This window comes from Paraburkholderia phytofirmans PsJN (assembly GCF_000020125.1).
Taxonomy (GTDB): Bacteria; Pseudomonadota; Gammaproteobacteria; order Burkholderiales; family Burkholderiaceae; genus Paraburkholderia; species Paraburkholderia phytofirmans.
The window spans coordinates 1,380,817-1,402,739 of record NC_010681.1; the positions used below are offsets into that span (position 1 = coordinate 1,380,817).

The following is a 21,923-nucleotide window of genomic DNA, read 5'->3' on the forward strand; positions in this document are numbered from 1 at the left end:
TTCGGCGGGGTGTTGTGCTTTTGGAGCCGCGGTCTTTGCCCGGCTCGCGTGTGTGCGCGCGACGCCGGTCTTAGTCGCGCGTGGCGCGCCGCTCGATGCGTTGCAGATACGCATCCGTGTCCGGCGGCGTGCCTGTGCGCTGCGCTTCCCAGATGGTTTCGCCGAGGCAGTCCATGATCGCGTGCTGCGCCTCGTGGGTCGAGCCGAGGCGAGCGGCAAGCCGTTCATGCGCCGCGCGAATGCCGGGCGGCTGGTCGATCGACAACTGTTCGGTGATCGCCAGATGCATCGATAGATGCAGAAACGGATTGGTTTGGCCGCGTTCGGGCGAATAGTCCTGAGCTTGGGCGGCGTCGCCGTCGGTCAGGTCGGCGTGGTACTCGGGATGTTCGACGATCCAGTCGGCGGCGATGGCCTCCAGCGGCGTCAGAATCTCGCCTTTGCGCTGCTTGCGCCAGGTGTCGGTGAAGAAAAGACGGACTTCGTCGCGGCTGGGATTGAACATCGTAAGACCGGTGCGTTGAGTGGGGCGTTGGACGTGAGCCTGTAAAGCGTCAACTCGTGAAGCGGACGAGCGGACGAGGCAGGGCGTCATTTTACGCCGGGGCGCCGCGGGCTGCTGGCGGCGCTTCAGCGCGCCGGCGCTTCAAGCGGCGCCGTTGCGCTTACAGCTCCGGCGGCGGCGTTTTCGGCCGGAACTCGCACAGCGGCTCGATCACGCAATGCCAGCATTCAGGCCGGCGCGCCTTGCACACATAACGGCCGTGCAGGATCAGCCAGTGGTGCGCGTCCTGCTTGAACTCGGCGGGCGTGAATTTCTCCAGCGCCACTTCGACTGCGCGAACGTCCTTGCCGGGCGCAAGACCGGTTCGATTCGCAACCCGAAAGATGTGCGTGTCCACCGCAATGGTCGGATGACCGAATGCCGTGTTCAGAATCACATTGGCCGTTTTCCGGCCGACGCCCGGCAGACTTTCGAGCGCTTCGCGATCCTCGGGCACATCGCCGCCGTACTGGTCGAGCAGAATGCGGCAGGTCGCGATGACGTTCTTCGCCTTGGTGCGATAGAGGCCGATGGTCTTGATGTAGCCGGTCACGCCTTCTTCGCCCAGATCGAAAACCTTCTGCGGTGTGTTCGCGACCGGGAACATCTTGCGCATGGCCTTGTTGACCGACACGTCGGTGGCCTGCGCCGACAGCAGCACGGCGATCAGCAGTTCGAACGGAGTGGTGTACTCGAGTTCGGTTGTCGGGTGAGGATTGAGACTCTGAAGCGTCTCGTAGATGGCGCGGCGTTTGTTCGCGTTCATGCTGGGCGTGACGGTGCGGTTAGCGCTTGTCGGACGGCGTGCCGGTGTCGTCCGCGGCGAGGCCGAGACGGCGGCGGCGTGCTTCGGCGGCGTCGATCTGCGCCTGCACATCCGCGCTCACGCGCTCGGTGTTCAGCGGGCCTTGGCCCTTGGCGGCCAGTTCCTCTTTTTTCTTGCGAGCACGTTCGAGCGCGGCCTGGATAATCGCGCGTTTCTTGGCTTCGGCGTCGTCCGCTGCGGGTGCGGCCGATGGCGCCGCGTCAGTGTGCGCAGTTGTTTCGGTAACCTGAGCAGTGGCAGCGCTGCCTGCTCGCCGCGCTGCAGCACGTGCTTCGGCAGCCTCGCGCTCGCGTGCGAGACGCGCCTCGCGCCGGTCGTGGCGTGCGCGCGCGGCGTCGGCCTGCGCCTGGCTCCACGCATCCCAACCGGTCGCTTCGCCCGTGACCGGCGGCAAGGCGATGCAGTCGACGGGGCAGGGCGGCACACACAGGTCGCAGCCGGTGCAAAGCTCGACGATCACCGTATGCATCTGTTTCGGTGCGCCAACTATTGCATCGACCGGGCAGGCCTGCATGCACAACGTGCAGCCGATGCAAACTTGTTCGTCGATAACCGCCAACGGGCGCGGCCTTTCGACGCCGTTGGCGGAATTGAGCGGAATCACCGGTTTGCCGAGCAACGCAGCGAGTCGCGCGACACCTTCGGCGCCGCCCGGCGGGCATTGGTTGTAATTGGCCTCGCCGCTTGCAACGGCTTCGGCATAGGGACGGCATGCGGGGTAACCGCACTTGGTGCATTGCGTCTGGGGAAGCAGATCTTCGATGCGGTCTGCGAGTGTTCTGGTATCGGTCACGGTCACGGCGTGGGGCTCTGACTGGTGCTTTGGCTTGCGGCCGCACAGCTTGAACTAAATAGCACATTATCGCCGATTTCCCCAATTGCCATCCGCAATCCATGTGCCATAATCGAAGCGCTTTTTCGAAAGACCGCAGAAGGGTATTCCCCCAACCAGCCCGTTCAGTGCTGTCGGTGCAAGGCCCGAGGAGAGGCCGGCGGCGCGATCCGGATAACGCGGCTCACGAAGACGATGCCACCATGAATCAGCCGAAAATCAAAAGAGATCCTGAAGGCACACGGCGCCGCATTCTGCTCGCGGCGGCCGAAGAGTTTGCAAATGGTGGGCTATTCGGCGCGCGCGTCGATCAGATCGCTCGCCGCGCGGAAACGAATGAGCGCATGCTCTATTACTACTTCGGTAGCAAGGAGCAACTTTTCACCGCGGTACTCGAGCACGCGTTCAGCGCGCTCAACGAAGCGGAGCGCACGCTCGAACTCAATGGCATTGCCCCGGTCGAGGCCATCACGCGTCTCGCGCATTTTGTTTGGGATTACTACCGCGATCACCCCGAGCTGCTGCGTCTCATCAATAACGAGAATCTGCACGAAGCACGCTATATGCAGAAGTCCACGCGCATCCGCGAAATGATCTCGCCGATCGTCGCCACGCTCGGCGGCATTCTCGAGCGCGGTCAACGCGCGGGGCTGTTTCGCACCAATGTCGATCCGCTGCGCTTCTATGTCACCCTGTCCGGCATGGGCTATTACATCGTGTCGAACCGCTTTACGCTCGAAGCCACCCTCGGCCGCGATTTCAGCAGCGCGAGCGAGCGCAGTGAAGTGATTCAGATGAACACCGAGTTGCTGCTCGCCTATCTGTTGCGAAAGTAAGCTCGCGTCGTGCGTTGCGCACTGAGGCTTCGGGATCCTCATAAACGAAAACGGCCTCCGAAGAGGCCGTTGTCTTTCGACTATGCGTGCGAAGCTCAGGCTTCGACTTTTTCCTTCGCTACCTTCGGCGCCTTGTTGTGCTCGAGGATGAAGTCGCGAAGCTGCGGGTAGATGATGGTGCGCCAGCGGCGCCCCGAGAAAATGCCGTAGTGCCCGCACTTTTCCGCGGTGAAGTGACGCTTGTGCTCTTCCGGAATGCCCGTGCACAGATCGTGTGCGGCATAGGTCTGGCCGTCGCCGGAGATATCGTCCAACTCGCCTTCGATCGTGAAGAGCGCGGTCTTCGTGATGTCCTGCGGTTTCACCCGTTCGCCGGAGACGTCCCACGTGCCTTCGGCAAGGCTGAATTCCTGGAAGACCACGCGGATCGTGTCGAGGTAATAGTCCGCGTCCATGTCGAGCACGGCGTTGTACTCGTCGTAGAAGCGGCGGTGCGCTTCCGCGTCGTCTTCGTCGCCGCGCAGCAGGCTCTGGTAGTAATCCCAATGCGACGCCGCGTGGCGCTCCGGATTCATGGCCACAAAACCGGTGTGCTGCAAAAAGCCCGGGTAAACCTTACGGCCCACGCCCGGATAATTCGGCGGCACCGTGAAGATCACGTTGTTCTCGAACCACTCGTACGAGTGCTGCGTGGCGAGCGAGTTGACCGAGGTCGGGCTCTTGCGCGCGTCGATCGGGCCGCCCATCATCGTCATGGTGCGCGGCGTGTCTTCGCCGCGGCTCGCCAGCAGCGAAATGGCGGCGAGCACCGGCACGGTCGGCTGACATACCGAGATCACGTGCAGATTCTTTGCGCCAATGTGACGGATAAATTCCTGAATGTAGGCGACGTAGTCGTCCAGACGAAACTGGCCGGCTTCGAGCGGCACCATGCGCGCGTCGATCCAGTCGGTCAGGTAGACCTTGTGATCCTGCAGCAGTGTTTTAACGGTGTCGCGCAGCAGCGTGGCGTGGTGTCCTGACAACGGTGCGCACACCAGCACGACCGGCTCGTCTTTCAATTGGGTAACAGCGTCGCTGTCGTCCGCGAAACGCTTGAAGCGCATCAGGCGGCAAAACGGCTTCTCGATGATCGTCTGTTCGATGATCGGAATGTTGTGGCCGTCTTTGACGATCTGATGGAGGTTGAACTCAGGCTTTTCGTAATCTTTGCCAAGCCGGTAGAGTAGTTCGTAACCGGCTGAGAGGCGCGTGGCGCCGGGCACGTAGGCCAAAGGGCTGGCGGGATTCGCGAAGGATTTCGACGCGGCCTGAGCCCAGGCGGTGAGCGGGCTCAACATCGCCCGTTGGAATTCGTGCAGTTGGTAGAGCATGGGTGCTCCGTTTTAAGCGGTTCGCATGAGGCTTCGCAAACACGCGTGTGGCGCTGCGGCAGGCCATTCTGGTTGTAGGCACATTGTTTTTCGGCCGACAGTCTCGTCGATCATATCGAACAAAGCGTACTTGTGCAATGCAGCATTTTGCGCGCGGCTAGCACGCAAACTGTCATTAAATCATGCTACTGGCGATGTTGCCGCGCCGCTATCCGGGGTTGCAGCAGCATCAAGTTCCGTGGCTCCAGTGCCGTTATGGGGCGGCTGCCCGGTCGCCTGCGCCATGGCCTGTTCATGTTTCATCAGGTTCAGGCCGGTGTGCACGAGCGCCACGTGCGAAAACGCCTGCGGAAAATTGCCGACCAGACGCTTCGCAGCGGGATCGTACTCCTCCGCGAGCAAACCAACATCGTTGCAGAGCGCGAGCAGCCGTTCGTACATCGCGATCGCTTCGTCGAGGCGGCCTTGCAGCGCCAGGTTGTCCACCATCCAGAACGAGCACGCCAGAAACGTCCCTTCTCCCGGCGGCAGGCCGTCGTCGTATTCGGTCGTGCGATAGCGCATCACGAAGCCGTCGTGCATCAGGTCGCGTTCGATCGCGGCCACGGTGCCTTTCACGCGCGGATCGTGCGGCGGCAGGAAGGCGACTAACGGCATCAGCAGCACACTCGCGTCGAGCTGGTCGGTGCCGTAGCACTGCGAGAACGCGTTGAGCGCGGGATTCCAGGCCTTCTCGCAGACTTCCGCGTGAATTTGCGCGCGGGTGGCGCGCCATTCGTCGAGCGGGCCCTCGAGCTCGAACATTTCCGCCGACTTGATCGCGCGGTCATACGCGACCCACGCCATGACCTTCGAGAAAGTGAAATGCTGGCGGCCGCCGCGTGTTTCCCAGATGCCTTCGTCGGGTTCCTGCCAGATCGTGTCGAGGTGCTTCAGCAGCGCGCGTTGCACGTTCCATGCGGTGTCGTCCGCCTGCAGGCCGCCGACGCGCGCCAGATGCAGCGCATTCATCACTTCGCCATAGACGTCGAGCTGGCGCTGGCCGACCGCGTTATTGCCGATCCGCACCGGTTTCGCGTCCTGATAGCCCCGCAGCCAGTCGATTTCGAACTCAGGCAGACGGCGCTCGCCGGCGATGCCGTACATGATCTGCAATTGATCCGGCGCACCGGCCATCACGCGGCCGAGCCAGCTGCGCCACGCGCGCGCTTCGTCGTAGTAGCCGCCGCGCATCATGGCGAGCAGCGTGATGGTCGCGTCGCGCAGCCAGCAGTAGCGATAGTCCCAGTTGCGCGTGCCGCCGAGCTGCTCCGGCAGCGAAGTAGTAGGCGCGGCGACGATGCCGCCGGTCGGCTCGTAAGCGAGCGCCTTCAGCGTGATCAGCGACCGGCGGATCGGTTCGGCCCAGCGTCCTTCAACCGTGCTGCGCGCCGACCATTCGAGCCAGTGATTCTCGGTGCGTGCCAGCGAGGTGTGCGGATCGCGCGCCGGCGGAATGCGCAGATGCGAGGCCGCGTAAGCAAGCGAGAACGGCACCCGTTCGCCTTCGCTGACAGTGAATTCGGCGACCGTCTTCATGTCTTCGCCGCGCAATTCGACCGGCGTGCGCAACACGGCGGTGTCCGGTCCGACGATCGCCTTGATGCCGCTGTCGTGCGTCAGGCGGTCGACCCACGGCACCGAAAAGCCGTAATCGAAGCGCAGCACCAGTTCCATTTTCATGCGCACGGTGCCGCGTCTGCCGACCACGAGCCGCACCATCTCCGACCAGCCGTTACCCGGCGGCATGAAATCGATCAGCGTGATGGCGCCCTCGGGCGTCTCGAAGTCGGTTTCGAGGATCAGCGTTTCGCCGCGATAGCGCCGGGTGATGGTCGGCGGCGTGTCCGAGACCGGCGCGATCAGCCAGCGGCCGTTTTCGGGCGTGCCGAGCAGGGCGGCGAAGCAGGCGCCCGAATCGAAGCGCGGCCAGCAGAGCCAGTCGACCGATCCATCGCGGGAAACTAGCGCGGCCGTATGGCCGTCGCCGATGAGCGCATAGTCTTCGATGAGTGCTGACATGGGAGCGGGTCAGTAGTGCGCGCGGCGTGTCGCGCCGCGCGAGGTGTCGTTGAAGTGTCGTTGCCTATACCCGACTTGCGCGATGCGTTTTGGTTCATCACGCGACGCAAAAACGCGGGTTGGTAATTGTCAAATCAATGCCTACAATCAGATTTCATGCCGACGCCCGGAGGAGCTTTCGGGATTATGAACCGGCCCCGCCCATGGCGCATACAGACGCCGTTTCCGAGGACCCAAGCTATGCTGAACCCGTCGAAATCCGATTGCATCACGATTCTCTCGGCCGCCAGCGAACTTGCCGACGATTCGATGTTGCCGCTCGACCATGGCCGCCTGGGCCTGAGTCGCAACGGCTTGTTGACCGCTGCCGCCTTTCTGGTCGAACGGGCCTGCTTTCGCCGCTATCAGGCAGGCGACGGCCATTATGCCGTCGGTGCGCTGTCGCTGCAGGGACGGCTGCGTCTCGACCAGCTTTCGAACGGTTAAGCTGCGGCGCTTCATGGGCACCGGATGGTGATTTCACAGCACTGACCGCAAAACTCACCCTGCTTCGGGCGAACGAACGTTGCTTCGCCATGCCGTCCGGGTTTATCGCTTGCATCGAGCTTCACGGCCAATCGGCGCGTGAAGCTTTCGCACGTCTCATGTCTTACCTCCATGCGAGGCGCAGCCGGGCCGGCGCTGCGCCCGGTCGCACTTTCCATGCTTGCGTAACCCTTGCGTAAGCATGGAACGCCGCCGCTCAGAAGTGCGACGACCCCACGCCGAAGATCCCAATGATGCCGATGATGATCAGATAGAGCGCGACGATGTAGTTCAACAGGCGCGGCATGACGAGAATCAGAATACCGGCGATCAACGAAACCAGCGGGCCCAGGCTGAGTGTGACGTTCATGAAGACTCCGTAGTGTGAGACGCGATTGAAAAAACGACCCGTCAGGCGGGACAATTGCTATTCATGCTGCCGATTGTCGATTGCCGGCTGACCCGGCGCGGGTCGACGGAATCGCTGCATGATCCGGCACAACGCTTTTATACTTCTTTCGATAAGAACAACGCTCGACCGATTGCGCGGCAGACCAGCGACACCATGACAACCGCTTCAACCAAATAACCGCTGTCCGAGGAGGTCATATGCTTCGTCGTCACCGAGCCGCCGCGATGCGTGCCGTTGCGGATTCCCGCTTGCCTTCTGCTGCTGATTCCACTTCATGGCGCGTCGCGCAAACACCATTGCGCTCTGCCCGCTCGATAATAAAAGGTTTCGTGCTCATGGTCTCGATTGTTGCTTCGCATGCGTTTGCGCAAGATTCCGGCCCGGCTCCCGCCGACGGCGTGTATGACATGCTGGTCGGCACTTATACCGGCCCAAAGAGTGAAGGGCTGTACGTCTATCGCTTCGACACCAAGACGGGTGAAGCGACGCGCGTCTCGGCCGCGCAGACGGTCAACCCGTCCTACCTCGTGGTGAGCCGCGACCGCCGCTTCGTCTACGCAGTCAACGAAATGCCCGGCGACAACGGCCCGGCCACGCAACGCGGCGGCATCAGCGCGTTTCGCTTCGATGCCGCGAGCGGCCAGTTGACGTTTCTCAACAAGGTCTCCTCGGACGGCAACGACCCCTGCTATCTGAGCCTCTCGCCGGACGGCAAATATTTGCTAACCGCAAACTATTCGGTGGCCGCGGATCCGGGCGGCAGCTTCGCGGTGTTCCCGTTGCAGGCCGACGGCCAGGTCGGCGCGTCGGTGCTCACCGTACACCACGAAGGCGGCGGTCCGGTGAAGGGCCGTCAGGACAACTCGCATGTTCACTCCACCGTGTTCTCGCCGGATGGCCACTATCTGTTCGCGCAGGATCTCGGCGCGGACAAGCTGTACTCGTATCGCTACACGCCTGACGGCAGCCGCGGCCTGTTCGGCCCGACCGACTGGCGCTACAACCAGGAAAAAGCCGGCTCGGGTCCGCGCCATCTGGTGTTCGGCGCCGACGGCAAACACGCGTATCTGACGAGCGAAATGGCCGCCACGGTCAGCACGTTCGACTACAACGACGGCAAGCTCACGCAGGTGCAAACGCTGCCACTGACCGAACCTGGCTTCAAGGGCGCGGTGGGCGCGGCGGCGATTCATCTGTCGCCGGACGGCCGCTTTCTGTATGCCACCAATCGCGGCGACGCCAACGACATCGTGATCTTTTCGGTCGACCCAACCAACGGGCACCTGAAGAAGGTCGGCCATCAATCGAGCATGGGCAAGTCGCCGCGTGAGTTCGCGATCGACCCGACCGGCAACTGGCTGATCGTCGGCAATCAGAACAGCGATACCGTATATGTGTTCAAGCGCGACCAGCAGAGCGGTTTGCTCGAAGCGAATCCGAAACATTTCGAACTCGGCGCGCCGGTGGATTTCAAGCTGGTCTCGCCGTCGTAACACGAGATGCCGACGAGGCCGTGAACGACGAGGCGGGTGCTGTCGACGCGCCGCGCGCGGGATGAAAAAACGGGCCGCTTTTGTGAAGCGGCCCGTTTCTTTTTTGTGGTCGATTTCGCAACGAGGCTGTTTGCGCTTGCGTTTTGCGCCCTTCGGAAGCGCCGGCAATCAACTGCAATCAGCGGCGTTCACTGGCCATTCGCCGCCTATTCCGCCGGCCCGGGCGCCAGCACTTCGCGGCTGCCGTTGATGCCCATCGCCGACACGAGGCCCGCGGTTTCCATCTGCTCGACGAGCCGCGCCGCGCGGTTATAACCGATGCGCAACTGCCGCTGCACCGACGAGATCGACGCACGCCGCGTGCGCACCACGAAGGCGACCGCCTCGTCGTAGAGCGGGTCGGCTTCCGCATCCGGCGACTCGCCGAACAGGTCTTGCGCCGCGCCGCCGTCGGTGGCCGGGCCGTCGAGAATGCCTTCCTCGTACTGCGGCTCGCCGAACTGCTTCAGATACTCGACGATCCGATGCACTTCCTCGTCGGCGACGAACGCGCCGTGCACGCGTTGCGGATAGCCCGTGCCGGGCGGCAGGAACAGCATGTCGCCCTGGCCGAGCAGCGACTCGGCGCCCATCTGATCGAGAATCGTGCGCGAGTCAATCTTCGACGATACCTGGAAGGCGACGCGCGTCGGAATATTCGCCTTGATGAGGCCGGTGATCACATCAACCGAAGGACGCTGCGTCGCCAGAATCAGGTGGATGCCGGCGGCGCGCGCTTTCTGCGCGAGGCGCGCGATCAGCTCTTCGATCTTCTTGCCGGCCACCATCATCAGGTCGGCGAGTTCGTCGATCACGACCACGATCAGCGGCAGCGGCGCGAGCGGTTCGGGCGCTTCCGGCGTCAGCGAGAACGGGTTGCCGAGCTTCTTGCCCTTGGCCTCGGTATCGCGGATTTTCTGGTTGAAGCCGGCCAGGTTGCGCACGCCGACCGCGGACATCAGGCGGTAGCGCTTTTCCATTTCGCCGACACACCAGTTGAGCGCGTTGGCCGCCAGCTTCATGTCGGTGACGACGGGCGCGAGCAGATGCGGAATGCCTTCGTAGACCGACAACTCCAGCATCTTCGGGTCGATCATGATCAGGCGCACTTCTTCCGGCGTCGCCTTGTAGAGCAACGAGCAGATCATCGCGTTGATCGCCACCGACTTGCCCGAACCGGTCGTGCCGGCGACCAGCATATGCGGCGCCTTCGCCAGATCGGCGACGACCGGATGGCCGGTGATGTCCTTGCCCATGGCGAGCGTCAACTGCGAATGCGAGTTTTGATAGACGCTGGCTTCGAGAATTTCGGAGAGGCGGATCGTCTGACGCTTGGCGTTCGGCAATTCGAGGCCCATGCAGGTCTTGCCGGGAATCGTCTCGACCACGCGAATGGACGTGAGGCCGAGGCCGCGCGACAGATCCTTCATCAAGCCGACGATCTGACTGCCGCGCACGCCGAGCGCCGGTTCGACTTCGAAGCGCGTGATGACCGGGCCGGCCGACGCGCCGACGACGGTCACCGGCACCTTGAATTCCTGCAGACGCTGTTCGATCAGCAGGCCGGTTTCGATGAGCTTTTCTTCGGAGACCGGTTCGACGTCGATGTCCGCGGGCGCGAGCAGGTCGAGCGTGGGCAATTCGACCATCGATGCCGCGGGCGCGCGGAACTCGAAGCCGTTGGCGGGGCTGTGGCCGCGCAGGGGAGGGCGCGGTTGGGCTGCGGGTTCGGTGGGTTCGGTTGCCGCGGTTGCCGCGGTCGCCTCTGCGGATGGGGTCTTCTCGGTGGTAAATGGCGCCGCGAGCGATGTTGATGTTATCGGCGCTGGCGGCGGCATGGCGGCTTCGTTCGGACGTTCTGCGATGGCGAAAGATTCGTCGTCAGCGACGTCGGATGCCACGGGCGCAGTCTGAACCGCGAAGCCTGGAAAGCGAACCACGTTTGATGCTTGCGGCGCGTGGCTCTGCGGCGGCACCGCGATGGGCGGGTTCGACGCGTGCTCGTTAGCCGACGAGTCCGACGTCTGCGGTGCAGTGCTTTGCGGCGTCGCTGCGGTGCTTATGTTGGCCGCGTGTGCGGTGGCCGATGTCTCCGAGACGTGCGGCGCGACATGCTGCGGCGGCATTGCGGCGGTGAGGTTTGCAGCGTGCGCGGCGGTCGGCGAGTCCGATGCTTCAGGTACGTCCGACAGGGCAGGGGCGTCCGCCGTTTCCGTTTCGACGGGCGTGGCGGACTCGCCAGCGCGGGCAATGCTCAGCGATGGCATGGCGGCGTCAGGCGTCGGGCCGGTTCCGCTCGACACAACGACGCGGCTGACAGCCGGCACACTGGATGACGAAGCGGCGTGTTGGGCCAGCACCGCGTCGAGCTCGGCTTCCCACGGCGCGAGTGTTTTATCGATCACGACTTCGGCAGCCGAAGCAGCCGCGGCGGGTTGCGGCTCGACAAACGATGCGGCTTCTTTCACTTGTTCGGCCATCGCCGGCGCAGTGGTCTGCTCGCCGACGCGCGGTGCAATGACTTCTGAATGGTGCGCAGGCTGACTGAGCGTCTGTGCCGTTTCAATGCTCGGGCTCGCGTAATGGTCGGCGTGAGTCGTCGATACGGTCGGGTTGTCTTCGAACGGCGGTTCATCCTCGTGCGCTTCGCTTGCTTGCAACTGCGCAGCGAAAATCTGGAACGGCGTCGGCGTGGCGACTGGCGGCACATACGGCGATGCCGGCGAAGACGAAGGCGAAGACGAAGACGAAGACGAAGACGAAGATGCAAGTGCAGGTGCAGGTGCAGGTGCAGGCTCAGCAATCGGCGCCTGCTCAACGAATGGCGCAGACGCAGACGCAGACGCAGACACTGACGCATGCGTAGGCGTAGGCGTAGGCGTAGACGCAGACGCAGCAACCGGCGCGTGCTCAGCCACTGGCGCGCGCTCAACCACTGGCGCCGCCGTCAACGGCGGTTGAATAACTGGCGGCTCGATCGGCCACTGCACGACGGGTTCGTGGCTGACTTCGGGCGGCACTTCGAACGAGGCTTCCACGCGCGGCGCATCGGCCGGCGCGTTTATCGCGTGATCGACCGGTGCGCTGTCCACAACTTCAAGCGAAGGCCGATGCGCATCCGGCGTCAAAGCCGCTTCTGTCGCATCCGTTCGCGGCACATCGACAATCGGCTGCTCAGGCTCGAACGACGGCGCTGCGTTCGGCGCACTCGTCAGCTTCGCGTTTTCCGAACCGGTGCTGCGCGCGAGGCTCACGCCCGCGATATCGGTCCAACGTGCGGCGTTTTCCGCGATGCTGCGAAGGGTTTCCTGGACGCTGGCAGGCGGCGTGACTTTCTGCGTCGCCGGCATCGGACGCGTGTAGCTGGGCGCCAGACGGCTCGCTGCCGGTGTCGGCGCGACATCGTTCGAACCCGGTGCAGGCGAGAAAGCTTGCCGGGGCGCCGGCGCGCGATTGACGGAAGCCGCCGACGCCGCCGCACCTTGGGCCATCGTCGAAGGGCGGCCCGCGCCGGCCGCTGCGGTTCCAACTGAACCTACGGCGGAATGAGAACCCGCGCTGCCCGACAGGGCCCGCGCCGTCGCTGACGTGTGCACTGCTGCCTGAGTTACCTTGCCTGCAGCACCCGCAGCACCCGCCGCGAAAGCACCGCCGGCCGCCAACCCCGCGCCGGCTCCTGCCGATCCGACGGGCCGTTGCTCACCGGCCGAACGACGTCCAACCTGTGACGCGCCAACGCGAGCGGAAGCACCAGAAGCACCTGCCACCCCCGTCGCACCTGCTGAACCTGCGACCGAACCCGCCACCGAACCCGCCACCGATCCCGCTCCCGGCACAGCCACGCGCGACCCAGACTCGCGCAACCAACCAGCCGGCGCAACGGGCTCAGCCGGCATCCACGCAGCCTTCTCCGCTTTAAGTGGTGGCGTCTGCATCGGCACATGCCGCGGCGATGTCGTCGCCGCGCCCGTGCGCAGTACCGGCTCGGCCTGCTTCGCATGGCTGCGTGGCGTTGTCGCGCCCGTGCGCCAGCTCGGCGCAGCGCCACGCGCCGCCGCATCCTTGCCCGCCACGCTCGCCGCGGCGCCGGCCGCAGCCGCGTCGCGCCCACGCGCCGGCGGACGCCAGACTGTCGGGCGCGTATAACGGCCATTGGTTTTAGGCGCCATCGTATTGGCAGCCGGCGAAACATGCGACTGCAAACCGTCGTCGACACTGCGATGACGGCGCGCTTCCTCGTCGCGTTTGGCGAGGCCGCGCGACAGGCCGAGGCCGAACGCGCCGTCGGCCCAGGCGGCGAAATCGCGCCAGCGGAAATCGATCAGCCAGGGCAGGCTGATGAAAAACAGCGCGAGCGCCGCGAGAGGCGTGCCGATATGCCCAAGGAGATGGCCGAAGCCCGCAGCCAGCGCACGGCCGAAGCCATTCACGCCGGCCACGGCGATCAGCGACGCCTCGAGTGTGCAGCTCGCCACCAGCACGCAGACGAAGCCGAGCCACAGCCGGATCGTGCCGGGGCCGCGCAGACCCGCGCCGCCCGGCAGAGCCGACTTCACGAGACGCCACAAAAGAGGAATGAACCAGACGGCTGACCCGCCGAACCAGCCGAAAACTACCGTGTGCATACTAGACATCAGCGAATGACGGACGCGCAAAAACGCAATCCGTCGAGTTTAACCGGCGAAGCCCGATGCTTCGAAGGCAGACGCAAGTATGCTTGCGTCCAATTGGAAAACAGACCGGCGCGCGGTCTGCCGTCGGTGAAAAACAACGGCTGTCGGGACAGCCTTCACCCGTCATCCGGACCTTCCGGATCGCGGCGCCGCTGTGGGCATCCCGCTTCGCTCATCAGCGCGCCGGCGCATCGACGGGACGATCCTCGACGCGTTCATTTCGTGCTGCTGTCGAAGGTCAGCGTGTCGCCGTTGTCAAGCACCAGTTGCATCTGCTGCGGCGCGCGCATCTGCACGCCGGTACGGTCGATGTGCGTGAGCGCATTGAGATACGCCCCTTCGATCTGTCCGCCCGGCGTCGCGCATGCCATGCGCGTGCCGCCGAGCGTGCCGAAGCTCAGCTTGCCGTCTTTCAGCGCGTACGAGCCCATGTAACGGTTGCAGCCGGAAAAACCGCTGGCGTGGCGTTGGCCGGTCGAGGTGGAGAGCGTCAACGTGATCGGCTTGCCCTGATCGGCGGCCGGGATCGCGCGCGCCGTGCCGTCGGCCTGTTTCCAGGCGCTCAGCACCCAACTGGTGTCGTCGAGCAGTTGCGCGGCGGCGGGATTGAATGGATCGGGCGCGGCGGCTTGCTCATCGGGATGTTTCGGGATCGCACAGGCGCTCAACAGCGCGGCGACGCTCAACGCGGCAATGGCGGTGCGCAGATAAGGGTTGAAGCAAGGGGTGAAGCGCGCAACACGTCGCGCGGAGGAGCTTTGGAGCATGGCGTCGTTCCTCTTCAAACTGGCGAAGGCGTAAGGGTAACGCACTAAGCTCGCCGCACGCGAGAGCAACGGCACGCGAAAGCGCCGATTCGGAGCGCCGCGGCGCCCTTGCGCGCCGCCTTCGCGCCACGCCGTTGCCCTGCACGCGCGAATCATGGTGCGGCCGCCGCGAGCAAGGCGCGGCGAGGGGCCCGCATGTTAACATCGTGCTCTATCCAATCCCACCCTCATCCGACTTTTATCTGGAGACCTCATGCAGATCGGCCAACGGATCGGCACGCCCCTTTCTGAATCCGCCACGCGCGTCATGCTGCTCGGCGCCGGCGAGCTCGGCAAAGAGGTGATCATCGCGCTGCAGCGGCTGGGCGTCGAAGTGATCGCCGTCGACCGTTACCCGAATGCGCCGGGTCACCAGGTGGCGCACCGCGCGCACGTGATCGACATGACCGACCGCGCCGCGTTGCGCGCGCTGGTCGAACAGGAGCGGCCGCATCTGATCGTCCCCGAGATCGAGGCGATCGCCACCGACGCGCTCGCCGCCATCGAAAGCGACGGTCTCGCCGAAGTGATCCCAACCGCGCGCGCCACGCAGCTCACCATGAATCGCGAAGGCATCCGCCGTCTGGCCGCCGAGGAACTCGGCTTGCCGACCTCGCCGTACGCATTCGCCGATTCGCTCGACGAACTGCGCGCGGGCATCGCCAAGGTCGGTTATCCGTGCGTGGTGAAGCCGGTCATGTCGTCGTCGGGCAAGGGGCAGTCGGTGCTGCGCAGCGACGCCGACGTCGAACCCGCATGGCAATACGCGCTGGCCGGCGGCCGCGTGAATCACGGCCGCGTGATCGTCGAAGGCTTTATCGACTTCGAATACGAGATTACGCAACTGACCGTGCGCGCCATCGACCCGGCAAGCGGCGAGGTCAGCACGTATTTCTGCGACCCGATCGGCCACGTGCAGGTGGCGGGCGACTACGTCGAATCGTGGCAGCCGCAGCCCATGAGCCCGCTCGCGCTGGAACGTTCGCGCGAAGTCGCGCACAAGGTGACGGCCGCGCTCGGCGGCCGCGGCCTGTTCGGCGTGGAACTTTTCGTGCGCGGCGATGACGTATGGTTTTCGGAAGTGAGTCCGCGTCCGCATGACACGGGTCTCGTCACGCTGTGCTCGCAGCGCTTTTCGGAATTCGAATTGCACGCGCGCGCGATCCTCGGTTTGCCGGTGGATACGTCACTGCGGGCGCCGGGTGCGTCGGCGGTGATTTATGGCGGACTCGACGAGGCCGGCATTGCCTTCGAAGGCGTGGCCGCGGCGCTGGCGGTACCGAACGCGGACCTGCGGCTGTTCGGCAAGCCGGAGAGTTTCGCCAAACGCCGCATGGGCGTGGCGCTCGCCACCGGCGAGAACACCGACGAAGCCCGCTCGCGCGCGAAGCAGGCCGCGGCGGCGGTGCGGCCGGTGTCGGCGAAGTAAGTGACGGCACAACGCAGCGAATCGCGGTAGCCGAAGCGATTCGCCGCGCGCCGTGCAACCCGCGTGTCCGGCGCCATTGCCGCGCGTGCAATCTGAGTGCTTGGGGCTCGTCGAGCCCACCGGAGTAGAGGTAAGTATGGCGCTGGAAATCCGCAACACCACGCGGCGCGGTTGGACCGGCCGACTCGGCACACTCGGCGTGTTGTTTGCGCTGTGCGCCGGCTTGAGCGGATGCGGCCTCGCGGCCGCGCCGTGCCGGGTCGCGTCGGCAGGCCTGAAGATCGTGCCGCTGGTCGGGCATGTCGCCGCCGCGCCGACCGACGCGTGCGCCGACGTGATCGATCCATAACCGGGTCCGTCGCCGGTCGTTTAGCCGCAACGCCACGCGCAATGTGCAGTGCGTCATTCGTGTTTGATTGGTAGCAACGATCGAGGCATCTCATGAAGAAATGGCTTGTTGCAGTCACCACGGCGGCGGGTCTCGCGGCGCTATGCGGCGAGGCGTGGGCCGCGCCGTTGCAGTTCTCCGAGATTCAGACCAAAAACCGTCAGACGCACAAATACACCTGTGCGACCGGCAAGATCCTGCACGTCACTTACTGGAACACGGCGAATGGCCAGAGCTTCGCGCTCGTGCCGGTGAAGGGCAAGCAACTGCTGTTCGTCAACACGCTGTCGGCGTCCGGCGCGAAATATCAGGCCGGCAGTTACACGTGGTGGACCAAGGGCCCGCGCGCCGACCTGTACGACGCCATGGCCGGCGAAAACGCGCCGCCCATGCTCTCCGACTGTATCACCATCAATCGCTGAGCGCGATGCGGCGGCTTTTCCTTCCCATGCCGCCGCTTCTTCTTTCGACCTCTGCCTTGCGCTTCGCGGCATTGCCCGCCGGCGCACACCGTTTCCATTCGAGTAGTAAGCTGTCCCGCATGGCATTGCCGCCGTGCCGCCGCGTCCTGCCATCGTAGTCATGCCAGGGGCTGCCGGCGTGGCCGTCGTCGTTTTCGATCGTCCGTTTCCGGAGCCCGAGCGTTGGGCTCACGGCCCGCGTCCGTATCATCAAGCGAGACCCTCAATGAAAGCATCGGACCTGTTCGTCAAATCGCTGGAAGCCGAAGGTGTCGAGTACGTGTTCGGCATTCCCGGTGAAGAAAATCTCGATCTCCTCGAATCGCTGCGCCGCTCGAAAATCCGTCTGATCCTCACGCGTCACGAACAGGCGGCCGGTTTCATGGCCGCCACGTACGGCCGTCTCACCGGGCGCACGGGAGTGTGTCTGGCCACGCTCGGGCCGGGCGCGACCAACTTCGTGACCGCCGCGGCGTACGCGCAGCTTGGCGGCATGCCGATGCTGATGGTCACCGGGCAAAAGCCGATCAAGTCGAGCAAGCAGGGGCATTTCCAGATCGTCGACGTGGTGCGCATGATGGAGCCGCTCACCAAGTACACGCGGCAGATCGTCTCGATCGCCAATATCCCGGCGATGGTGCGCGAGGCGGTTCGTCAGGCGGAGGAAGAGCGGCCCGGCGCCACGCACCTCGAATTGCCCGAAGACGTCGCGCATGAAGAAGGCGACGGCAAGCCGATTCCGAAGAGCTTCAGCCGCCGTCCCGTCGCCGAGGAAAAAGCCGTTGCGCGCGCGGTCGAGGCGATCACCGGAGCGAAGCATCCGTTACTGATGATCGGCGCGGGCGGCAATCGCAAGACCACCACCAAAATGCTGCGCGAATTCGTCGACCAGATCGGCATTCCGTTCTTCACGACGCAGATGGGCAAGGGCGTGATCGACGAATCGCATCCCATGTGGCTGGGCAATGCGACGCTCTCTGACGGCGACTTCGTGCACCGCGCGATCGATCATGCGGACTGCATCATCAACGTGGGTCACGACGTGATCGAGAAGCCGCCGTTTTTCATGCGCAGCGGCGACGCGGGCGAGAAAACGGTGATTCACGTCAACTTTCTCGGCGCGGAAGTGGATACCGTTTACTTCCCGCAGATCGAAGTGGTCGGCGATATCGCCAACGCGGTGTGGCAACTTAAGGAAAGTCTCAAAGAGCGGCAGGAGCATTGGGACTTCACGCGCTTCAAGGAGATCAAGGAGCACTTCGAGGCGCATCTGGCCAAAGGTCAGCACGACGACCGCTTTCCGATGTATCCGGTGCGCGTCGTCAACGACGTGTACGAGACCACGCCGGTGGACGGCATCGTGTGTCTGGACAACGGCATGTACAAGATCTGGTTCGCCCGCTACTACCGCGCGCACGAACCGAATTCGCTGCTGCTCGACAACGCGCTGGCGTCGATGGGCGCGGGCTTGCCGTCCGCGATCGCCACCAAGATCGTGCACCCGGACCGCAAGGTCATGGCCGTGTGCGGCGACGGCGGCTTCATGATGAACTCGCAGGAGCTGGAAACGGCGGTGCGTCTGAAGCTGGACCTGGTGATCCTGATTGTGCGCGACGACGCCTTCGGCATGATCCGCTGGAAGCAGGAAAACATGAACTTCCCGGACTACGGCATGACGCTGAGCAATCCGGATTTCGTCGCGTATGCCGAGAGCTACGGGGCGAAGGGGCATCGCATCGAAACGGCGGCGGAGTTCGCGCCGTTGCTGCGCGAATGTTTCGCGACGCCCGGCGTGCATGTGATCGATCTGCCGATCGACTATTCGGACAACGAGCGCGTGCTGAATCGCGAAATCAAGCGGCTTTCGGCGCAACTGTGAAAGCATCGGATCAAGGAGACGCGTCATGTTGCAAAAGACTTACCCGTACTACCTGGCGAACGTTGCGGTGGCCGCCAACACCGATCTCGAAGTCACCGATAAATTCAGCGGCGAAGTCGCCACCCGCGTCGCGATGGCCGACGCCGCCGCGATCGACAAAGCGATCGGCCATGCCGTCGACGCCATGCCCGCTTTGCGCGCCTTTCCCCCGTTCAAGCGCCAGGCGGTGCTCGAACATTGCGTGAAGCGCTTTCGCGAGCGCTACGACGAGCTGGCGCTGGCGCTGTGCATCGAAGCCGGCAAGCCGATCAACGACTCGAAAGGCGAAGTCACGCGCCTGATCGATACGTTCAAGGTGGCGGCGGAGGAATCGGTGCGCATCGACGGCGAGATCGTCAATCTGGAGATATCGCCGCGCGCCAAGGGCTATCACGGCTATGTGAAGCGTGTGCCGATCGGCCCGTGTTCGTTTATCTCGCCGTTCAATTTCCCGCTGAACCTGACCGCGCACAAGGTCGCGCCGGCTATCGCGGCGGGCGTGCCGTTCGTGTTGAAGCCGGCGAGCCGCACGCCGGTCGGCGCGCTCATCATGGGCGAGATTCTGGCGGAGACCGACCTGCCGAAAGGCGCATTCTCGATTCTGCCCGCGCATCGCGACGGCGCGGATCTCTTCACCACCGACGAGCGCTTCAAATTGCTGTCCTTCACCGGCTCGCCGGCGGTGGGCTGGGACCTCAAAAAGAAAGCCGGCAAGAAGAAGGTGATTCTGGAGTTGGGTGGCAACGCGGCGGCGATCGTCGACGGCGATCAGGGCGAGAAGCTCGACTACGTGGTCGAGCGGCTCGCGTTCGGTGCGTTCTATCAATCGGGGCAGAGCTGTATCGGCGTGCAGCGGATTCTGGTCCACACGAAAATCTACGATGCGCTGCGCGAGAAGCTGATCGCGAAGACGAAGTCGCTGGTGATGGGCGATCCGAAAGACGAAAAGACCTTCGTCGGGCCGATGATCTCCGAATCCGAGTCCAAACGCCTCGCCGGCTGGATGGACAGCGCGGTGCAGGCGGGCGCGAAAATCGTCGCGGGCGGCAAGGTGGACGGCGCGATGTTCGAGGCCACGCTGCTCGAAGGCGTGAAGCGCGACACGGATCTGTATCGCAAGGAAGCCTTTGGGCCGGTGGCGATTCTGGAGCGCTTCGACGATTTCGGCGCGGCGCTCGCGACCGTCAACGACAGCGACTTCGGCCTGCAAGCGGGCGTGTTCACGGATTCGCTCGCGCATGCGCATCGCGCGTGGGACGAACTCGACGTCGGCGGTGTGGTGATCAACGACGTGCCGTCGTTCCGGGTCGACAACATGCCGTATGGCGGCGTGAAGGATTCGGGGCTGGGGCGCGAAGGCGTGCGCTACGCGATCGAGGACATGACTGAACTGCGCTTGATGGTGATGCGCGAGACGTGGTGAGACGCGCTGTCACGCAACTGTCGTCTCCACGAACTACGCTCGCGAGCGAGGCGCGCCGGTGCTTTGCCGCGATTTGCCGGCGGCTGCGCCGCCTGCCTGCACCCGCCTTTCGCTGACGTAAGCAGAAAGCCGGCACATGCGCCATGAGTGTTTTTGCTGAAGTGCTACAATACCGGCCTTTCCGGCGGGTGTTTCCGCCGGCCGGAGCCGGCCGCAATTTTTCCCGCCGTACCGACAGTACCAACGGGTCCCGTGCGGAACGCCGTGGCTCCGCCTTCATCACAATGCCCTCTGCGGTTCCAACCGCGGCCGCGCGCACGCGCGAAGCGCATTTTTAGCGAAAGCCACCATGTCCGACACAGCCGTCACGCCCAGTACTGCGACTTTTGATCAATTCGGCCTCGCGCCCGACATCCTGAAAGCCGTCAAAGAGTCGGGCTACACCATCCCCACGCCGATCCAGGAGCAGGCGATCCCTGTCGTGCTGGCCGGCCGTGACATGATGGGCGCCGCGCAAACCGGCACCGGCAAGACTGCCAGCTTCTCCCTGCCGATCATCCAGCGTTTGCTGCCGCAGGCCAGCACGAGCGCTTCGCCCGCCCGCCATCCGGTGCGCGCGCTGATCCTCACGCCGACCCGCGAACTGGCCGACCAGGTCGCCGCGAACGTGCAGGCGTATGCGAAACACACCGCGTTGCGCAGCGCGGTGGTGTTCGGGGGTGTGGATATGAATCCGCAATCCGAGCAACTGCGCCGCGGCGTCGAGATTCTGATCGCCACGCCAGGCCGTCTGCTCGATCACGTGCAACAGAAAACGGCCAACCTCGGCCAGGTGCAGATTCTCGTGCTCGACGAAGCCGACCGGATGCTCGACATGGGCTTCCTGCCGGATCTGCAGCGCATTCTGAACCTGCTACCGAAAGAGCGTCAGACGCTGCTGTTTTCGGCCACGTTCTCGGGCGAAATCAAGAAGCTGGCCGCCACGTACCTGCGCAACCCGCAGACCATCGAAGTCGCGCGCAGCAACTCGACCGCGACCAACGTGACGCAAGTCGTCTACGAAGTCGCCGAGGGCGACAAGACCGGCGCCGTCGTGCAATTGATTCGCGAACGCGGCCTCAAGCAGGTGATCGTGTTCTGCAATAGCAAGATCGGCGCGAGCCGTTTGGCGCGCAGCCTCGAGCGCGACGGTGTGGTCGCGACCGCGATTCACGGCGACCGCACGCAGAATGAGCGGATGCAGGCGCTCGACGCGTTCAAGCGCGGTGAGATCGAAGCGCTGGTGGCGACGGACGTCGCCGCGCGCGGCCTGGACATCGCCGAACTGCCGGCGGTGATCAACTTCGACCTGCCGTTCAACGCGGAAGACTACGTGCACCGGATCGGCCGCACCGGCCGCGCGGGCGCTTCGGGCGATGCGTTGTCGCTGTGCAGCCCGAACGAGCGCAAGCAGCTGGCCGACATCGAGAAGCTGATCAAGCGTCCGCTGGATGTGCAGCGCCTGACGGTGGAGGCGCCGGTGCGGCATCATCATGAAGAACGCGCGCCGCGTCGCGAGCGCAGCAGCGAGGGCCGTGAGGATCGTGGCAGCCGTCGTCGCACAGGGGCGTCGTCGGGTTCGTACGACCGGCCGCATCATCATCGCGCGCAGCCCGTGGATGATTTCTTCCTGAAGCCTTATGAGCCGTCGCCTTCTTCGGTTCGCAAGATCGAGGAAGCTGCTGCTGCGGCCGCGCCGCAAAAGCCGGCGTCCAAGCAACCGCTGGCAGCGCTGCTGGGCGGGTTTGGGATGCCGCGGAAGTCGTCCTCGTCTACCTGATTTGTAGTTCGCTGGCGCGGCTCGGTTTATCTCAAGGGACCGGGCTTGGCCGCAAGCGGGGCGCC

General features: G+C 64.2%; 19 protein-coding genes. 9 read left to right on the forward strand and 10 right to left on the reverse strand.

Annotated features, from left to right (window positions below):
* Positions 1-70: 70 nt before the first annotated feature.
* The 3 genes from BPHYT_RS06075 to rsxB form a co-directional block, all read right to left on the reverse strand.
* Positions 71-505: a DUF1841 family protein gene (locus BPHYT_RS06075; RefSeq protein WP_012432270.1), complete on the reverse strand. Its 435-nt coding sequence runs from the start codon at positions 503-505 to the stop codon at positions 71-73.
* Positions 506-665: 160 nt separating this feature from the next.
* A complete protein-coding gene (nth, locus tag BPHYT_RS06080; protein WP_012432271.1) occupies positions 666-1,310 on the reverse strand; it encodes an endonuclease III in 645 nt (214 codons plus the stop codon).
* A gap of 19 nt (positions 1,311-1,329) precedes the next feature.
* The gene (gene rsxB, locus BPHYT_RS06085) at positions 1,330-2,163 is read right to left on the reverse strand and encodes an electron transport complex subunit RsxB (protein ID WP_049869138.1); all 834 of its coding nucleotides are present in this window, start codon (positions 2,161-2,163) and stop codon (positions 1,330-1,332) included.
* Between the two features lie 242 nt (positions 2,164-2,405).
* On the opposite strand from rsxB, the gene BPHYT_RS06090 reads away from it, so the two are divergent.
* Positions 2,406-3,038 (forward strand): TetR/AcrR family transcriptional regulator, encoded by a 633-nt coding sequence (locus BPHYT_RS06090; protein WP_012432273.1) that lies wholly within the window; start codon positions 2,406-2,408, stop codon positions 3,036-3,038.
* A gap of 95 nt (positions 3,039-3,133) precedes the next feature.
* Here the strand turns inward: BPHYT_RS06090 and BPHYT_RS06095 are convergent, their stop codons facing one another.
* Together BPHYT_RS06095 and BPHYT_RS06100 are read right to left on the reverse strand one after the other, a co-directional pair.
* Positions 3,134-4,411 carry a polyhydroxyalkanoate depolymerase gene (locus BPHYT_RS06095; RefSeq protein ID WP_012432274.1) on the reverse strand — a complete coding sequence of 426 codons (1,278 nt, stop codon included), beginning with the start codon at positions 4,409-4,411 and terminating at the stop codon, positions 3,134-3,136.
* Between the two features lie 180 nt (positions 4,412-4,591).
* Entirely contained in the window at positions 4,592-6,472 is a 1,881-nt protein-coding gene (locus BPHYT_RS06100) for a glycoside hydrolase family 15 protein (protein WP_012432275.1), read from the reverse strand.
* 240 nt (positions 6,473-6,712) lie between these two features.
* On the opposite strand from BPHYT_RS06100, the gene BPHYT_RS06105 reads away from it, so the two are divergent.
* Positions 6,713-6,958, forward strand: a complete 246-nt coding sequence (locus BPHYT_RS06105) for a hypothetical protein (protein WP_012432276.1) — start codon at positions 6,713-6,715, stop codon at positions 6,956-6,958.
* Positions 6,959-7,214: 256 nt separating this feature from the next.
* On the opposite strand, the gene BPHYT_RS37135 is transcribed toward BPHYT_RS06105, so the two are convergent.
* Together BPHYT_RS37135 and BPHYT_RS39425 are read right to left on the reverse strand one after the other, a co-directional pair.
* A complete protein-coding gene (locus BPHYT_RS37135) occupies positions 7,215-7,367 on the reverse strand; it encodes a DUF3096 domain-containing protein (RefSeq protein ID WP_007175701.1) in 153 nt (50 codons plus the stop codon).
* 250 nt (positions 7,368-7,617) lie between these two features.
* Positions 7,618-7,746: a hypothetical protein gene (locus BPHYT_RS39425; protein ID WP_274378461.1), complete on the reverse strand. Its 129-nt coding sequence runs from the start codon at positions 7,744-7,746 to the stop codon at positions 7,618-7,620.
* Between BPHYT_RS39425 and BPHYT_RS06110 the strand changes: the two genes are divergently transcribed.
* Positions 7,745-8,902, forward strand: a complete 1,158-nt coding sequence (locus BPHYT_RS06110; protein ID WP_041758331.1) for a lactonase family protein — start codon at positions 7,745-7,747, stop codon at positions 8,900-8,902. The genes BPHYT_RS39425 and BPHYT_RS06110 overlap by 2 nt on opposite strands.
* Before the next feature lie 206 nt (positions 8,903-9,108).
* Here BPHYT_RS06110 and BPHYT_RS06115 read toward each other — a convergent pair whose 3' ends face one another.
* The gene (locus tag BPHYT_RS06115) at positions 9,109-13,566 is read right to left on the reverse strand and encodes a DNA translocase FtsK (protein ID WP_012432278.1); all 4,458 of its coding nucleotides are present in this window, start codon (positions 13,564-13,566) and stop codon (positions 9,109-9,111) included.
* A gap of 263 nt (positions 13,567-13,829) precedes the next feature.
* A complete protein-coding gene (locus tag BPHYT_RS06120; RefSeq protein WP_012432279.1) occupies positions 13,830-14,381 on the reverse strand; it encodes an META domain-containing protein in 552 nt (183 codons plus the stop codon).
* Positions 14,382-14,634: 253 nt separating this feature from the next.
* On the opposite strand from BPHYT_RS06120, the gene purT reads away from it, so the two are divergent.
* The 3 genes from purT to BPHYT_RS06135 all read left to right on the forward strand — a co-directional run bounded on the left by purT (position 14,635) and on the right by BPHYT_RS06135 (position 16,659).
* Positions 14,635-15,849 carry a formate-dependent phosphoribosylglycinamide formyltransferase gene (purT, locus tag BPHYT_RS06125; protein WP_012432280.1) on the forward strand — a complete coding sequence of 405 codons (1,215 nt, stop codon included), beginning with the start codon at positions 14,635-14,637 and terminating at the stop codon, positions 15,847-15,849.
* Between the two features lie 136 nt (positions 15,850-15,985).
* Positions 15,986-16,198, forward strand: coding sequence for a DUF6726 family protein (locus BPHYT_RS06130; RefSeq protein WP_012432281.1), 213 nt, complete (start codon positions 15,986-15,988; stop codon positions 16,196-16,198).
* A 92-nt stretch (positions 16,199-16,290) separates the two neighbouring features.
* Complete coding sequence (locus tag BPHYT_RS06135; protein WP_012432282.1) at positions 16,291-16,659, forward strand: MliC family protein; 369 nt, start codon at positions 16,291-16,293, stop codon at positions 16,657-16,659.
* On the opposite strand, the gene BPHYT_RS06140 is transcribed toward BPHYT_RS06135, so the two are convergent.
* Positions 16,649-16,891, reverse strand: a complete 243-nt coding sequence (locus tag BPHYT_RS06140; RefSeq protein ID WP_148225072.1) for a hypothetical protein — start codon at positions 16,889-16,891, stop codon at positions 16,649-16,651. The genes BPHYT_RS06135 and BPHYT_RS06140 overlap by 11 nt on opposite strands.
* 33 nt (positions 16,892-16,924) lie before the next feature.
* Here BPHYT_RS06140 and BPHYT_RS06145 point away from each other — a divergent pair, with 33 nt between their 5' ends.
* From BPHYT_RS06145 to BPHYT_RS06155, 3 genes are all read left to right on the forward strand, one after another.
* Positions 16,925-18,577 (forward strand): acetolactate synthase large subunit, encoded by a 1,653-nt coding sequence (locus BPHYT_RS06145; protein WP_012432283.1) that lies wholly within the window; start codon positions 16,925-16,927, stop codon positions 18,575-18,577.
* Positions 18,578-18,602: 25 nt separating this feature from the next.
* Positions 18,603-20,039, forward strand: coding sequence for an aldehyde dehydrogenase family protein (locus BPHYT_RS06150; RefSeq protein WP_012432284.1), 1,437 nt, complete (start codon positions 18,603-18,605; stop codon positions 20,037-20,039).
* 349 nt (positions 20,040-20,388) lie between these two features.
* Positions 20,389-21,858, forward strand: a complete 1,470-nt coding sequence (locus BPHYT_RS06155) for a DEAD/DEAH box helicase (protein ID WP_012432285.1) — start codon at positions 20,389-20,391, stop codon at positions 21,856-21,858.
* The last annotated feature ends 65 nt before the right edge of the window (positions 21,859-21,923 follow it).